Raw genomic sequence first — 14,142 nt, 5'->3', positions numbered from 1 at the left:
TGTGATGTTGCATTCTGGCAACGCCTCGATATTGCCCCTATATTACGGCTTGCAACATCGAAAGCGTTGCTTGAAGACAAGGTGATGAAATTGAAACCACTGAATTTGTTAGTTTTTTGTCAGTGGAGGTCATCAGAGTTTCAGTTTTACGCTGTATTTTTCCCGGTAAGATGGCAAGAATCGAAGCGATGAATCACGATAAGAAAGTGTTTACCCTGTTGGAAAATCCGCAAACCAATCCGCTTGCAACTTGCCCAGTTCTGGTGACCGGCGGGGCACGGCGCATAGGCAAGGCCATGGTGGAAGACCTGGCTGCTCTGGGTTTTCCTGTCGCGATTCACTATAATCGTTCCGCCGAAGAAGCTCGTGCTCTTGCGGATCAGATCATGGCAAAAGGCGGAAAGGCCTGCATTGTCAAAGCTGATCTTGCCGATGAGAATGATGTTAGAGGTTTAATCGCACGGGCTTCCAACAAGATTGGGCCGATTCGTCTGCTCGTTAACAATGCCTCATTGTTTGAAGATGATCGGGTTGGCAGTCTCGATATGCAGCTTTGGGATCGCCACTTTGCAATTCATCTGAAAACCCCGGTGATTCTCGCTGAAGAAATGGCAAAAGCCCTCCCCGATGGCAGCGATGGCCTTATTATCAATGTGATTGACCAGCGCGTCTGGAAGCTCAATCCACAATTCTTTTCCTATACGCTTTCTAAAACTGCGTTGTGGAACGCCACAAAAACGCTGGCACAGGCGCTGGCCCCGCGCATTCGGGTCAATGCCATAGCTCCTGGCCCCACACTTCCCAGCGAGAGGCAGAGCGTGGATGATTTTGAGTTGCAGGTCAGCCGTCTGCCGTTGGCACGCGCGCCCGATCTGTCAGAATTTGGACGTACTATTCGCTACTTCTGGGAAAGCCGATCGGTGACAGGACAGATGATCGCGCTTGATAGTGGGCAGCATCTGGCGTGGGAAACGCCGGATATAGCAGGAATTACGGAATGAATGACCCGCGCAAGCCCCATGACGATGCTCCAAACCTGCCATCGAATGATGAAGAGGATGCGGCTGGCATTGTCATCGATGATGCAGACATGGATGAAGACGATGACGGCGATCTGGAAGGGATCGTGCCTGTCGCACCGATTGTCGATTCTATTGAGTGGGATTCATCGGAAGGGCTGCCGGATACAAAAGGCCTGAGCGGCGCCGACATCATCAATGCATTCGTGAGGCATCTGCCAAACAATCCTGGCGTTTATCGGATGTTTAACAGCGCCGGCGATGTCCTCTATGTTGGCAAGGCGCGCAGTCTGAAAAAACGCGTTTCCAATTATGCGCGCGGCATTGGTCATTCCAACCGCATCACACGCATGATCAGCGAAACGACAACAATGGAATTTGTTGTCACCCGCACGGAGACGGAAGCGCTGCTGCTTGAAGCGAATCTTATCAAGCGTTTGCGGCCACGATTTAATGTGCTGCTGCGTGACGATAAGTCATTTCCCTATATTCTGTTGAGCGGAAACCACCGCGCACCCGGCATTTTCAAGCACCGCGGCGCCCGCACGCGCAAGGGAGAATATTTCGGACCATTTGCGTCCGGTGGTGCTGTTACCCGCACAATCAATGCATTGCAGCGCGCCTTTTTGCTGCGCACCTGCACAGATTCAGTATTCGAAACACGCACCCGCCCCTGCCTGCTTTACCAGATCAAGCGCTGTTCGGGCCCATGCACGCATGAGATCAGCGACGAGGGTTATGCAGAGCTTGTGAGCGAAGCCAAAGCCTTCCTGTCGGGTAAAAGCCAGAACGTCAAAGACCATCTTGCAAAAGCCATGCAGGCGGCATCTGCTGATCTCGATTTCGAACATGCAGCCGTTTATCGTGATCGCCTTTCAGCGCTTTCACATGTGCAATCGCATCAGGGCATCAATCCGCAGACTGTCGAAGAAGCCGATGTGTTTGCCATCCATCAGGAAGGCGGCATGACCTGTATTCAGGTCTTCTTCTTCCGCACCGGCCAAAACTGGGGCAACCGCGCCTATTTCCCGAAAGCCGACAGCTCGCTCGGACCTGCGGAGGTTCTCGGTGCCTTCCTTTCGCAATTTTATGATGACAAGCCCTGCCCGAAGCTGGTTCTGCTTTCGCAAAGCATTGAGGATCAGACGCTTCTCGCAGAAGCCTTATCCACCCGTGCCAATCATCGCGTTCACGTCACTGTGCCGCAACGTGGCGAAAAGAAAGAGCTGACTGATCACGCTTTGACCAATGCCCGCGAAGCACTGGGACGTCGATTGGCCGAGACGTCTTCGCAAACACGGTTGCTCAAGGGGCTGGCCGAAACCTTTGGCCTGCCGCATGTACCACGCCGCATCGAGGTCTATGATAACTCGCATATCATGGGAACGAATGCTGTCGGCGGTATGATCGTTGCCGGACCGGAAGGCTTCGTGAAGAATCAGTATCGCAAGTTCAATATTAAATCGACGGACATCACGCCGGGCGATGATTTTGGCATGATGCGCGAAGTGATCGAACGGCGGTTTTCACGGCTGGTCAAGGAACATGGCGAGCCTGAGCCTGTAAGCGATGCGGAAACCAACGACGCCTTCCCTTCATGGCCGGATGTCGTGCTTATCGATGGTGGTCAGGGGCAAGTGGGCGCGGTGCGCCAGATTCTTGGCGAACTGGGTATCAGCCATCTTGTGACGGCCATCGGCATTGCCAAGGGCGTTGATCGCGAAGCGGGACGGGAACGCTTTTTCGTGGAAGGCAAGCCGGCCTTTACGCTGCCACCGCGCGATCCTGTGCTCTATTTCATTCAGCGTATGCGCGATGAAGCCCATCGCTTTGCCATCGGCACGCATCGCGCGCGCCGCAAAAAAGAAATGGTCGCCAATCCGCTTGATGAAATTTCGGGAATCGGTCCAACGCGCAAGCGTGCCCTTCTCCACCATTTCGGCACGGCCAAAGCCGTTTCCAGAGCGGCGATTGAAGACCTGATGCAGATTGATGGCATATCGGAAGCCATGGCGCGCACGATTCACGATCATTTTCACGACCGATGACGTAATTTTGTCCGGGTTTCGGCAACTATTCCTCCAAGGGCGTCATTACGTCCCGGAAGAACACATGAGCAGGTGTTGATTTTCTCGGTCATCCCTGTTGTTGTGCACGAATAACGAATGCGACGGTGCTATGCGGAAAAATCACACTCTCTCCTTGCCAAACATACTGACTTACGCACGGATTATCGCCGTGCCACTTGTCGTTTTGTGCTTTTTTGTGGAGGGCAGTCTTCAATCAAGTGACACGTCGCGCTGGACCGCACTGGCAATTTTTGCCATCGCCAGCATCACTGATTTCTTTGATGGTTATCTTGCCCGCATCTGGCAGCAAACATCGACCATCGGCCGTATGCTTGACCCAATCGCTGACAAGCTTCTGGTTTCGGCATGTCTTTTGCTGCTGGCAGCCGATGGCACCATCGCCGGATGGACGCTGTGGGCAGCCATCATCATTCTCTGCCGTGAAATTCTTGTCTCGGGATTGCGTGAATATCTTGCCGAGCTGAAAGTCAGCGTACCGGTTTCGAAACTGGCAAAATGGAAGACAACCGCACAGATGGTTGCTCTGGCCTTTCTGCTGGCGGGGCCCGCTGGCGAAAAAATCCTGCCCTATACGACTGAGATCGGCATTGTTCTGCTTTGGATTTCTGCAATCCTGACACTCTACACGGGCTGGGATTATTTCCGCGCAGGCCTCAAGCACGTCATGGATTGATAATTATGCGCATTAAGCTCGTCTATTTCGCCTGGGTGCGTGAAAAGATCGGCAAGGGAGAGGAAGCCATCGAACTTGCCTGCGAGACAATCACCGTCGGAGATCTGATCGCACACCTCAAAAGCCTTGGCGAAGAATATGACGCTGCGCTTGAGCATGAAAAGGTTATTCGCGCCGCGATTAATCAGGAGCACGCTGACCATGATGAACTGGTCAGAGACGGCAATGAAGTGGCGCTTTTTCCACCTATGACCGGTGGTTGAAATGGTGCAGCCTGACATCTGCCCTCTCTTCATTGATATCCGTGATGCCGACTTAGACATGGCCGCGGAAGTCCGAAAGCTTAGCGATGGTCGGACGGATATAGGTGCGATTGTCAGCTTCACGGGCCTTTGTCGCGATGAAGGCGGTACGCTTGCCGCGCTTGAACTTGAACATTATCCCGGCATGGCACAGGTGGAGATTCGCCGCATCGCGGAGCAAGCGATAGCGCGTTGGCCGCTCTGTGGCGTTTCGATCATTCATCGCTACGGCCTTATCAAGCCCGGCGAAAACATCGTTCTCGTTGTCACAGCATCGTTGCATCGTCAGGTGGCCTTTGAGGCCGCATCCTATCTCATGGATTTCATGAAAACCGGAGCCCCCTTCTGGAAGCGCGAGCATCTGATGGATGGAAAAATCGGCGGCTGGGTCGAATCAAAAGCCGAAGACGAGCAAAGCCGCCAGCGCTGGCAGAAAGACTGAAAAGCGAACCCAAGAAGTCGCCCGCAACATTCTTTTTCCAATTTATCAGATATCGTAAGACGCATTTAATGGCGAATTAACTAATTAACCCCCTAAAATATGGGAACTATTGACGGCATAAAATCACACCGCCACAATTTTCACATGAAGCAACGGTTAATGTTTGCCTCATTCGTCATGGTGTCGCGCGAATTCGGTTGCCTTGAACATCCGGTAACATGTCTGCAGCCGCATGACTAAAAATTGGGGGAACGAAAGTTTTAAATTTGGCAATGGCAAAAGGTCTGACAAAAACCCTTTCTATCGTGGCAGCGCTCACTGCCGGCATTGGCATGCTTGGTGGTGCCGCAATGTTTGTCACAACATCAATGCCAACCGCGAGTATTGCTGCCGAAAAGACAATCAGCGGCAAGGCCTCCTATCGTGAGCGCATTGCGCTTCCCCCCGAAGCGCACCTTATCGTGCAGCTCATTGATGTTTCTCGCGCGGACGCTCCTTCCAAGACAATTGGGGAGACACGGATAGAAGCACCACAAGGCTCACCGATCCCCTTTGCGATCAGCTTCGATACAGACCAACTCGAACCACAGCACAGCTATGCCTTGCAGGCACGCATTGCTGCCGGTGATACCTTATGGTTTGTCACTGACGAGCGTTACACGGTTGATCCCAAAAATGTCACAGCCCCCATCGAACTCAAGCTCGTTATGGTCCGTAAAGGCACAGACGATACCGTTGCAATCGGGATCGAAGGCAAAGACTGGCTCGCGGAGGATATTCAGGGCGGCGGCGTCATCGATACTGCCCAGACCACTCTTATGGTTGATTCCGATGGCACAGTGAGCGGCTCCGGCGGTTGCAACCGTTTCATGAGCAAGGCAACGATATCAGGCAGCAATATTTCTTTCGGTGAAATTGGTTCGACCTACATGCAGTGCCCACCTGCACTGATGAATCAAGAACGCAAGTTCCTCGATGTGCTCGGCAAAACACGTTCATACAAAATGGATTCTGGAAAACTTGTCCTGATTGATGAGAGCGGCGACGAGTTGGCAAGGCTTGCACAGAGCCTTTGATCGTCTCAAATGCCGCAATAAAATAAGCCCGGTCTTGCGACCGGGCTTTTTCAATCCATCTGACTTCTTTATTGCATTATCCTACGCAAAACCGCGCTGCACTTTTGCTGGAAATGCTGAATTAGCCGACGATTTCTGTACCGGAGAACCAGTAAGCGATTTCTTCAGCAGCCGTTTCAGGAGCGTCCGAACCATGAACCGAGTTTTCGCCGATCGACAGTGCGAATTCCTTGCGGATCGTGCCAGCGTCTGCGTTTTCCGGGTTGGTTGCGCCCATGACTTCACGGTTCTTGGCAATTGCGTTTTCGCCTTCGAGAACCTGAACAATTGTCGGGCCCGAAGACATCGAGTCGACCAGTTCACCAAAGAAAGGACGCTCTTTATGAACTGCGTAAAAGCCTTCAGCTTCGCGGCGGCTCATCCAGACGCGCTTGGAAGCAACAACGCGCAGACCAGCTTCTTCAAGCTTGGCAGTAATCGCACCGGTCAGGTTGCGGCGGGTTGCATCAGGCTTGATCATGGAGAAAGTACGTTCGATTGCCATATGACACCTTGTATGATGGAAAATTCGGAAAGTGGGGTTCTATAACCGTGATAGGCCCGATTGCCAAGGGGGAGCGCCTCACCCAACGCGCTTATCAGCTTGAGAGAGCAGAAAATTGGCTGCATAGAAGGGTAATTCGATTCACCAGAGCGTCATATGTCTTTCGGGATGCAAAATAGCTGCTCTGTCGTTATGTCTTTGGCGTTATCTCATACAAAGACGCTGTGCGCTTTTGCTGGAAATGCCTTCGGGGGGAAAATCATGGAACAGCACTTTTTAATGTTCGCTCATTACAATCACTGGGCCAATGACTTGCTCTATTCAGCAGCGGCTGATCTGAGCGACATCGACTATCGAGTAGATCTGGGCCTGTATTTTGGATCGATACACCGCACGTTTAATCACTTGCTGGTCACAGACCGCATCTGGATGAAGCGCTTTACCGGCGAAGGCGACCATCCCAACCAGCTTGATGCAATTATCACTGATGATTTTATAAAGCTCCGCACCATGCGAAAGGCTGAAGATGAGCGCATCTGTCAATATGTTGAAAGCATGAATGCTGAACAACTTGCTGGACGCTTCACCTACATGACAGCAACCAATGTGCGAACGATCAGCCAGCGGGTCGCCCCGGCACTCGCCCATCTCTTCAACCATCAAACGCACCATCGCGGGCAAATCCATGCAGGACTCACACGGTTGCGTGCGGATGCGCCATCGCTTGATCTTATTCAGTTTCAGCGCAGCGAAGCGGGCCGCCGTTTCGCCTGATAGCGAATAGTTGATACTTGCGGAAATATCTCAAGCCGTGCAAAAGCCTTTTCACCATGCTTATTCTTGACGACATCTCCGTACGAATCGCCGGACGCCTCCTGATCGACCACGCCAGCATCACGCTGCCAGCGGGTTCGAAGACAGGTTTTGTCGGCCGCAACGGCACCGGAAAATCGACCCTGTTTCGTGTCATCACCGGCGATCTCGCCTCTGAGACCGGCAGTATTTCCCTGCCGAAAAATACACGCATTGGTCAAGTAGCGCAGGAAGCGCCCGGCACAGAAGATGCGCTCATTGAAATCGTCATGAAAGCGGACAAGGAACGTGCAGCGCTTCTTGAAGAGGCGGAGACGGCAACCGACCCTCACCGGATTGCTGAAATTCATACACGCCTTGCTGACATCAATGCCCATTCAGCGGAAGCGCGCGCAGGCGCGATCCTGTCAGGTCTTGGTTTCAACGCCGAAGCACAGCGCCGCCCCGCTTCCGCCTTCTCAGGCGGCTGGCGTATGCGCGTGGCGCTTGCAGCCGTGCTTTTTGCCGAACCCGATCTGTTGCTACTCGACGAGCCGACCAACTATCTCGATCTTGAAGGCGTGTTGTGGCTGGTTGATTATGTGAAGCGTTATCCGCACACCGTCATCATCATCAGCCATGATCGCGATCTGCTCAATTCGGCTACATCGTCAATTATGCATCTCGACCAGAAGAAAATCAGCTTCTGGCGCGGCAATTATGATCAGTTCGAACGGCAGCGCCACGAAATGCTGGAGCTTCAGCAAAAGGCCCATGCCAAGCAGGAAGCGCACCGCAAGCATATGGAATCCTTTGTAGAGCGGTTCCGCGCCAAGGCGACCAAGGCACGTCAGGCACAATCGCGCATGAAGGCTCTGGAAAAGCTCAAGCCCATTGAGCTTTATGTTGAAAGCAATGTGCAGCCATTTCGTTTTCCCGATGCAGAGAAGAAAGCCGCTTCGCCGATTATCGCATTGGATAATGCCGATGTCGGTTATGTGCCGGGCAAGCCGGTTTTGCGCAATGTGACGCTGCGTATCGACAATGATGACCGCATTGCACTGCTCGGTTCAAACGGCAACGGTAAGTCGACGCTTGCCAAGCTGATTGCCGGTCGGTTGCAGCCGGAAAAAGGAACGCTGACGCTTTCGCCCAATCTGAAAGTGGCGTTCTTTGCGCAACATCAGATGGATGATCTCATTCCGGAAGACAATGCAATTGAGCATGTGCGCAAGCTCATGCCGGGCGAGCCGGAAGCAAAGGTGCGTGCGCGTGTTGCCCAGATGGGGCTTTCGACAGAAAAGATGCTGACACCTGCCAGAGATCTCTCTGGTGGTGAAAAAGCACGTCTTCTGATGGGGCTTGCAACCTTCCATGGTCCGAACCTGCTGATCCTTGACGAACCGACCAACCATCTCGACATCGACAGCCGTGAAGAACTGGTTCATGCGCTCAATGCCTTCAATGGCGCCGTTATCCTGATTGCGCATGACCGTCACCTGATCGAAGCAACCATGGAACGTCTGTGGCTGGTGCGTGAAGGGGCTGTGAAGGCATTCGATGGCGATCTGGACGAATATCGCCAGATCGTGCTGGCCGATGCCAAGGGCGAACAGGTTTCAGAGCGCGACGAAGGGCCGAAGATCAACAAGGCAGAGCAGCGCAAGCTTGCCGCCCAGAAGCGTGAGACATTCGCGCCCTTGCTCAAAAAGATCAAGGAAACCGAGAACTTGATGCAGAAACTGCAGAAACAGATTCAAGGGTTCACCACGCAATTGGAAGACCCCGCCCTTTATGAGAAAGAGCCACAGAAGGCGATACGCCTCAACAAGGAAATGAGCGAAGCAAAATCAGCGCTTGCCGATGCGGAAGACAAATGGCTGGAAATGTCTTCCGAATATGAAGAAGCAATGGCCGAATAAGTTTCTATTCAACCCGCCGTCGAATGCGCGTGCGCATCAGCGCATAGACACCGAGCACACCAAGGATGAGTCCGATCGTTGTATAAGTCTCATCCGCTTCCTCAGCACCGCGTCTCAGCACGAGTTCGGCCTTTGAGAGTTGCAAACTATCCGTATTGCCCTGAACAGCGTGAAATGCATAAGTGCCAGACAAGACAGGATCGATATCGCCTGCACTCTGACGCAAAACACTTCCATCCTGCGGACGATCCGTGTTGATGGAACTGCTGCCCGAAGCAAAATCCAACCCCTGAGAAAGAACTGGGAAACCATCACGGCTGACAGCCAGAGTTATCGCCGAACGGCGTTCAGCTGGTACATAGCCCGGCAATGGCGTGGCATCCACGAAAATACGAACCGGTGCATCGCTCGCTTCAAGCTTAACTTCCTGTGTAATGAAGCCAGCCTGACGGCTTTCAAGAATCGGCCACCGCCCAATCTCATCGCCTGTGAAATGGCGCATATACCATGGGTAGCCGAGGGCTAAACCGAAGCCCGCCACAATCATTGCGATAAAGACGGCACGCATCAGGCTTTGCGCTCCCAACGACGATCCGGTGTCTGTTGCCAATAGGTCAAATCGTGGTTCCCCATCTTGAAAGTTTTCCACTGGGCGCGCGCATTTTCAAGCTGCTCCTGATTGTGACCATCAAACATGACAACCAGCCGATCATAAGGGCTTGCATCTTCAAGCGCCGCCCCCTCCACAAGAAAGCGGACAGTGGCGCCATTCAAATTGGCTTGCGATGTGGTCAGCAAGACCGGCTGATGCTCAGCAAGCGGCTCATGATCGGTGCCATGGGCCACAAAAGACGTATCCGAGAAAGTCCACAAAAGACTGTCTAAAGCGTCACGCCGTTCCTCGGTCACAGCCTGAATGACGACGCGCCATCCACGTGTTATCGAACGTTCGACAAGGCCCGGAAGCGCTTCATCCAGCGTCGATTCTGTGAGGTGATAAAAGAGAATTTCAGCCATGCGCTCTTTGTATAGGATTTGGCGGGGCTGAGAAAGCGATTCACCTTCTCAGCCCATACCGTTGTTTCTGAATCGAAATCAGCTTTCGAAGTTATCCCGCACAAGACGGTCCAGCAGACGAACGCCATAGCCCGACGCCCAGGTCTGGCTGTATTCGTTGGTTGGGGATGCCATCGCCGTTCCGGCTACATCAAGATGCGCCCAAGGTGTATCACCGACAAAGCGCTTGAGGAACTGTGCTGCCGTAATTGAGCCGGCGTAGCGACCCGAACTGTTTTTCATGTCGGCAAACTTGGAATCGATCATCTTGTCGTATTCCTTGCCCATCGGCATACGCCACAGCTTTTCACCTGTTGCCTGACCAGCGTCATAAAGCTGGTCTGCGAGCTCATCATCATTGGAGAACAGACCCGCATGGTGTGTGCCAAGCGCCACGAGAATCGCACCCGTCAGCGTCGCCAGATTGATAATGAACTGCGGCTTGAAGCGATCATTGGTGTAATAAAGTGCATCTGCCAGCACGAGACGGCCTTCGGCATCCGTGTTGATGACTTCGATCGTCTGGCCGGACATTGACGTTACAATGTCGCCGGGGCGCTGCGCATTGCCATCCGGCATATTTTCGACAAGGCCAATAACACCGATTGCATTGACCTTCGCCTTGCGTCCTGCGAGCGCCCGCATCAATCCGGTGACAGCAGCAGCGCCGCCCATGTCACCTTTCATTTCTTCCATGCCAGCGGCAGGCTTGATCGAGATGCCGCCCGTATCAAACACCACGCCTTTACCGACAAACGCGACCGGCTTTTCCTTGGCTTTGGCACCCTGCCATTCCATGACAACGAGACGTGGTGGGCGAACAGAGCCCTGCGCGACCCCCAGCAAAGAGCCCATGCCCAGCTTCTTCATTTCCTTTTCGCCGAGAACCTCGACCTTCACGCCAAGCTTTTCAAGCTTCTGCGCTTCCTCAGCAAACTCGACAGGGCCGAGAATGTTGGCTGGCTCATTGACCAGATCGCGTGCTTTGAGCACGCCATCGGCAACGGCGTCAGCAACTTCAAGGGCTCTTTTGGCGCTATGAACATCAGCAACGTGAATGTGAACCTTTGCAGAATGCTTTGGCTCGTTGTTTTCTTCATTTTTGCGGGTTTTATAACGATTGAAGTCATAAGAACGCAGAATCATGCCCAGAGCCACATCGCCTGCTTCGTCGCCAGCGATTGTGGTTTCCGGCAGTGCAAGCGTGAGTGTCGCGCGTTCTGCCTTGCCGATTCGCGAAAATGCGGCTCCGCCAATTTTGACCCAGTCGTCATTACCAAGTTCGCCGGGGTCGCCCGCACCAACCAAAACGATCTTATCGATACCGCCTTCCGTCGTTTCAATGGCTTCGGCAGTTTTGCCCAAAGCACCCGAAAAGCCAGAGATTTCAATGATGCGCGCAATTTTTTCTGACCCGCCAACGGCCTGCGCGGCTTCTTCTGAAAAGCCGCCGCCCTTGGCAACCAGAACGATGCTTACGCCTTTATGGGGGGCTGAAAATTCACTGAAAGAAATGGAAGGACGTTTCGACATAACAACTCCAAACAAACTCAGACCATGAGATGACACGATTGTGTCGCGACTTTTCCTTACTCATGTGAGACGAATATGGCGAAACGGCAAGAGTGACGTTCAATGAAAATCAGTTTTGCGTTAACTCGAATAAAAACTTGCGAGCCTTGGATATGAACCTATCTTGTCTTACAGCGAAAATAGATGAAAACGGGTTGCGTCGATTATTCCAATGGCTTTAGAGACACGGTCGCTGGTATCAACCAAAAAACTTTAGTAATCTGTTAACCTAATTTCTTTGGCTAATTTTAGCCAAGTCCAATTAGTGTAGCTGTTAATTTTCGAGCCACGATTCTGTTTAAGGGTCAGGCTTTTTCAACGGAACCAGGATGTAAACTCCACCCATGAGATTGATCGAGTTGTACATCCTGCGCCGCGTGGCGGTCATGTTCTTAGCGGTACTCGGTGCTGCTGTGGGCATTACGTGGACAGTGCAAGTGCTTCAACGTGTGGATTTTCTCACCACCAGCGGCCAGTCCATTCAGACAATCATCCAGTTCAGTTCGTTGCTTATTCCGTCTGCAATCCCTCTGGTTATGCCATTTGCGCTGATCATTGCCATTACGCAGACACTTTCGACGATGAACCAGGATTCCGAACTTGTCGTCATCAACGCCTCGGGCGCGCCACGCAGTGCCGTCATGCGTCCGATTTTGATACTCGCCGCGATTATTTCGCTCGTATCGTTTCTGGTTGCGAACTACGTCGATCCCTATGCGCGCATGAATATGCGAGCCATGATCGCCAATGCGAGCGCGGATATGCTCAATGTCGTTGTACAGGAAGGCAATTTCCGCAAACTCGCCGATAATCTTTATATCCAGATCGCAGAGCGCCGCCCCGATGGCAGCATTGGCGGTCTGTTCATCGCCGATTCCCGCGACCCGACGCTTGATCTGATTTACTATGCAGCAGACGGCAACATTGCCACCACGCCCGCAGGCGACATGTTGCTGATGAAGGATGGGGAAGTCCAGCGCAGGGATGTTTCTGACGGTACGGTTTCGATCATCAAGTTCAATTCTTATGCATTTGATCTCAGCCAGTTCACATCGGCTGGCGACGATTTTGTTATTTATGCCAAGGATCGTCCGCTGTCCTATCTGCTTAACCCGGATCCGAACGATCCGATCCTGCAGACGCGTCCTCTTCGTTACAAAGCGGAATTGCATCGTCGCCTGACAGAATGGCTTTACCCAATTGTGTTTGCGATGATTGCCCTTGCCTATGCCGGTGACTCGCGCTCGCACCGCGAAGCCCGTGTCTCTGCGTCCTTCTCGGCGATCAGCACTGCATTGCTTGTCTATTGGGCTGGCTATTTCTCGGCTGACCGTGCGGACAAGGACGAAACCTATATTTTCATCATGTATCTGATACCGCTCGGTGTGATTCTGTTGACTGGTTTTGCCCTTTTCACGGGACGTCGTATCGGGCTTCCTGACAAGTGGAACGATCGCATTCTTGATGGCTTTGATCGCTTCAGGGGGTATGCCTCCGGCACTTATAATCGTGCGCTTGGCCGACTGCGTAAAAACTCAGGAGGGCACGCATGATTGGCTGGACCCTTGGGCGTTACTTCTTTGTCCGCTATGTGCAGATTACATTCTATTTTTTGCTCGGCATTTTCGCGCTGGCTCTGCTGCTCGACTTCACGGAAAACGCCAGCAAACTTGCAAATCTTCCGGGCTATTCCGTTTGGATCGCGCTTGGGATCTCTGCAATGCGCGTTCCCTTCATCATGCAGCAGATGATCCCCTTTGTGGCCTTGTTTTCCGCCATGGCGACGCTGATTTCGCTCAATCGTAAGTATGAACTTGTCGTTGCGCGTTCGGTCGGGGTTTCGGCATGGCAGTTCCTGCTGCCAGCTTGTTTTGGCGCTTTGCTGTTTGGTCTGGCGACGATCTTTATTCTCAATCCGTTTGCCGCTTACGGTTTCTCGAAAGCCGATGAAATCGCTTCCAACTGGAAGACTGGCAAAGTGACGGACGTATCAGCGTTGCGTGATCCATGGCTTCGACAGAAGACCGATGAAGGCGAAACGATTATTGGCGCCAAAAGCATTCTGGATCGCGGAGCAACGCTTGCCGATGCGACCTTTATTCAGTTCGATGACAAGAAGAAAATCAGCAATCGCTATGATGCGCGCACCGCGAAGCTTATGGACGGTCACTGGGAACTGACCGACGTCACACAATTCTCGCGCGGTGAAGAGCCGCGCAAAATGGAAAGCTTCAGTATTCCGACGCAGCTGCGCCCGGAATATGTGGAAGAAAAGCTCGCCTCCCCCGATACGATTCCGTTTACGCAATTGCGTCACAAGATCGAGGTTGCGCGTTCTTTCGGTTATTCGGCAAACGCATTTGACATGCAATACCAGTCACTTCTGGCCTTACCTGCGCTCTTGATGGCAATGACGCTCATTGCTGCAACAGTGTCATTGAAATTTGTGCGCTTTGGTCAGTCCGGTGCGATGATTCTGGGTGGCGTTGTTGCTGGCTTCATGCTTTATGTCGTTTCAGTCTTGGTGAAGGCATTCGGGAATGCGGGATTCGTTCCGCCATTCGTTGCTGCCTGGGTTCCAGTTGTTATTGCGACATTTTTTGGTGTCTCCTTTTTGTTGCATAAGGAGGATGGTTAGTGGGTTTGAGTAACAC

At 52.7% G+C, this 14,142-nt stretch carries 14 protein-coding genes; 10 read left to right on the top strand and 4 right to left on the bottom strand.

The features are described from left to right. Positions 1-188: 188 nt before the first annotated feature. From ABE530_RS03640 to ABE530_RS03615, 6 genes are all read left to right on the top strand, one after another. On the top strand, positions 189-1,001 hold the full coding sequence (locus ABE530_RS03640) for an SDR family oxidoreductase (RefSeq protein WP_499693597.1): 813 nt from the start codon (positions 189-191) through the stop codon (positions 999-1,001). Further along, positions 998-3,067 (top strand): excinuclease ABC subunit UvrC, encoded by a 2,070-nt coding sequence (gene uvrC, locus ABE530_RS03635; RefSeq protein ID WP_499693596.1) that lies wholly within the window; start codon positions 998-1,000, stop codon positions 3,065-3,067. The genes ABE530_RS03640 and uvrC overlap by 4 nt, the downstream gene beginning before the upstream one ends. 130 nt (positions 3,068-3,197) lie before the next feature. Next, entirely contained in the window at positions 3,198-3,782 is a 585-nt protein-coding gene (gene pgsA / locus ABE530_RS03630; RefSeq protein WP_265983311.1) for a CDP-diacylglycerol--glycerol-3-phosphate 3-phosphatidyltransferase, read from the top strand. A 5-nt stretch (positions 3,783-3,787) separates the two neighbouring features. Next, positions 3,788-4,045 (top strand): molybdopterin converting factor subunit 1, encoded by a 258-nt coding sequence (gene moaD / locus ABE530_RS03625; RefSeq protein ID WP_499693595.1) that lies wholly within the window; start codon positions 3,788-3,790, stop codon positions 4,043-4,045. A 1-nt stretch (position 4,046) separates the two neighbouring features. Continuing rightward, positions 4,047-4,526, top strand: coding sequence for a molybdenum cofactor biosynthesis protein MoaE (locus ABE530_RS03620; protein WP_499693594.1), 480 nt, complete (start codon positions 4,047-4,049; stop codon positions 4,524-4,526). Between the two features lie 272 nt (positions 4,527-4,798). Continuing rightward, positions 4,799-5,602, top strand: a complete 804-nt coding sequence (locus ABE530_RS03615; RefSeq protein ID WP_499693593.1) for an META domain-containing protein — start codon at positions 4,799-4,801, stop codon at positions 5,600-5,602. 121 nt (positions 5,603-5,723) lie between these two features. Here the strand turns inward: ABE530_RS03615 and ndk are convergent, their stop codons facing one another. Then, positions 5,724-6,146 (bottom strand): nucleoside-diphosphate kinase, encoded by a 423-nt coding sequence (gene ndk, locus ABE530_RS03610; RefSeq protein WP_265983304.1) that lies wholly within the window; start codon positions 6,144-6,146, stop codon positions 5,724-5,726. Between the two features lie 261 nt (positions 6,147-6,407). Between ndk and ABE530_RS03605 the strand changes: the two genes are divergently transcribed. Both ABE530_RS03605 and ABE530_RS03600 read left to right on the top strand, forming a co-directional pair. Beyond that, positions 6,408-6,920, top strand: a complete 513-nt coding sequence (locus ABE530_RS03605) for a DinB family protein (RefSeq protein ID WP_499693592.1) — start codon at positions 6,408-6,410, stop codon at positions 6,918-6,920. A 56-nt stretch (positions 6,921-6,976) separates the two neighbouring features. Continuing rightward, positions 6,977-8,860, top strand: coding sequence for an ABC-F family ATP-binding cassette domain-containing protein (locus ABE530_RS03600; protein ID WP_265983301.1), 1,884 nt, complete (start codon positions 6,977-6,979; stop codon positions 8,858-8,860). Positions 8,861-8,864: 4 nt separating this feature from the next. Here the strand turns inward: ABE530_RS03600 and bspB are convergent, their stop codons facing one another. The 3 genes from bspB to ABE530_RS03585 all read right to left on the bottom strand — a co-directional run bounded on the left by bspB (position 8,865) and on the right by ABE530_RS03585 (position 11,449). Continuing rightward, positions 8,865-9,428 (bottom strand): type IV secretion system effector BspB, encoded by a 564-nt coding sequence (gene bspB / locus ABE530_RS03595; RefSeq protein WP_499693591.1) that lies wholly within the window; start codon positions 9,426-9,428, stop codon positions 8,865-8,867. After that, positions 9,428-9,877, bottom strand: coding sequence for a DNA polymerase III subunit chi (locus ABE530_RS03590; RefSeq protein WP_396996887.1), 450 nt, complete (start codon positions 9,875-9,877; stop codon positions 9,428-9,430). Before ABE530_RS03590 ends, bspB begins: the two co-directional genes overlap by 1 nt. 78 nt (positions 9,878-9,955) lie before the next feature. Further along, the gene (locus ABE530_RS03585) at positions 9,956-11,449 is read right to left on the bottom strand and encodes a leucyl aminopeptidase (RefSeq protein WP_265983297.1); all 1,494 of its coding nucleotides are present in this window, start codon (positions 11,447-11,449) and stop codon (positions 9,956-9,958) included. A gap of 383 nt (positions 11,450-11,832) precedes the next feature. Here ABE530_RS03585 and lptF point away from each other — a divergent pair, with 383 nt between their 5' ends. Further along, positions 11,833-13,041 carry an LPS export ABC transporter permease LptF gene (gene lptF / locus ABE530_RS03580; protein ID WP_499693590.1) on the top strand — a complete coding sequence of 403 codons (1,209 nt, stop codon included), beginning with the start codon at positions 11,833-11,835 and terminating at the stop codon, positions 13,039-13,041. Beyond that, positions 13,038-14,126, top strand: coding sequence for an LPS export ABC transporter permease LptG (gene lptG / locus ABE530_RS03575; RefSeq protein ID WP_499693589.1), 1,089 nt, complete (start codon positions 13,038-13,040; stop codon positions 14,124-14,126). Before lptF ends, lptG begins: the two co-directional genes overlap by 4 nt. The last annotated feature ends 16 nt before the right edge of the window (positions 14,127-14,142 follow it).

Source organism: Brucella sp. TWI559 (genome assembly GCF_039674265.1).
GTDB classification, from domain to species: domain Bacteria; phylum Pseudomonadota; class Alphaproteobacteria; order Rhizobiales; family Rhizobiaceae; genus Brucella; species Brucella chromiisoli.
Note: the sequence above shows the minus strand (reverse complement) of the source record. Positions and strands in the feature narration are given on the sequence as shown.

Bases quoted from the DNA above. Each gene is read 5' to 3' on its own strand.
- ABE530_RS03640 (WP_499693597.1), top strand. From the start codon at position 189: ATGAATCACGATAAGAAAGTGTTTACCCTGTTGGAAAATCCGCAAACC.
- uvrC (WP_499693596.1), top strand. From the start codon at position 998: ATGAATGACCCGCGCAAGCCCCATGACGATGCTCCAAACCTGCCATCG.
- pgsA (WP_265983311.1), top strand. From the start codon at position 3,198: ATGCGGAAAAATCACACTCTCTCCTTGCCAAACATACTGACTTACGCA.
- moaD (WP_499693595.1), top strand. From the start codon at position 3,788: ATGCGCATTAAGCTCGTCTATTTCGCCTGGGTGCGTGAAAAGATCGGC.
- ABE530_RS03620 (WP_499693594.1), top strand. From the start codon at position 4,047: ATGGTGCAGCCTGACATCTGCCCTCTCTTCATTGATATCCGTGATGCC.
- ABE530_RS03615 (WP_499693593.1), top strand. From the start codon at position 4,799: ATGGCAAAAGGTCTGACAAAAACCCTTTCTATCGTGGCAGCGCTCACT.
- ndk (WP_265983304.1), bottom strand. From the start codon at position 6,146: ATGGCAATCGAACGTACTTTCTCCATGATCAAGCCTGATGCAACCCGC.
- ABE530_RS03605 (WP_499693592.1), top strand. From the start codon at position 6,408: ATGGAACAGCACTTTTTAATGTTCGCTCATTACAATCACTGGGCCAAT.
- ABE530_RS03600 (WP_265983301.1), top strand. From the start codon at position 6,977: ATGCTTATTCTTGACGACATCTCCGTACGAATCGCCGGACGCCTCCTG.
- bspB (WP_499693591.1), bottom strand. From the start codon at position 9,428: ATGCGTGCCGTCTTTATCGCAATGATTGTGGCGGGCTTCGGTTTAGCC.
- ABE530_RS03590 (WP_396996887.1), bottom strand. From the start codon at position 9,877: ATGGCTGAAATTCTCTTTTATCACCTCACAGAATCGACGCTGGATGAA.
- ABE530_RS03585 (WP_265983297.1), bottom strand. From the start codon at position 11,449: ATGTCGAAACGTCCTTCCATTTCTTTCAGTGAATTTTCAGCCCCCCAT.
- lptF (WP_499693590.1), top strand. From the start codon at position 11,833: ATGAGATTGATCGAGTTGTACATCCTGCGCCGCGTGGCGGTCATGTTC.
- lptG (WP_499693589.1), top strand. From the start codon at position 13,038: ATGATTGGCTGGACCCTTGGGCGTTACTTCTTTGTCCGCTATGTGCAG.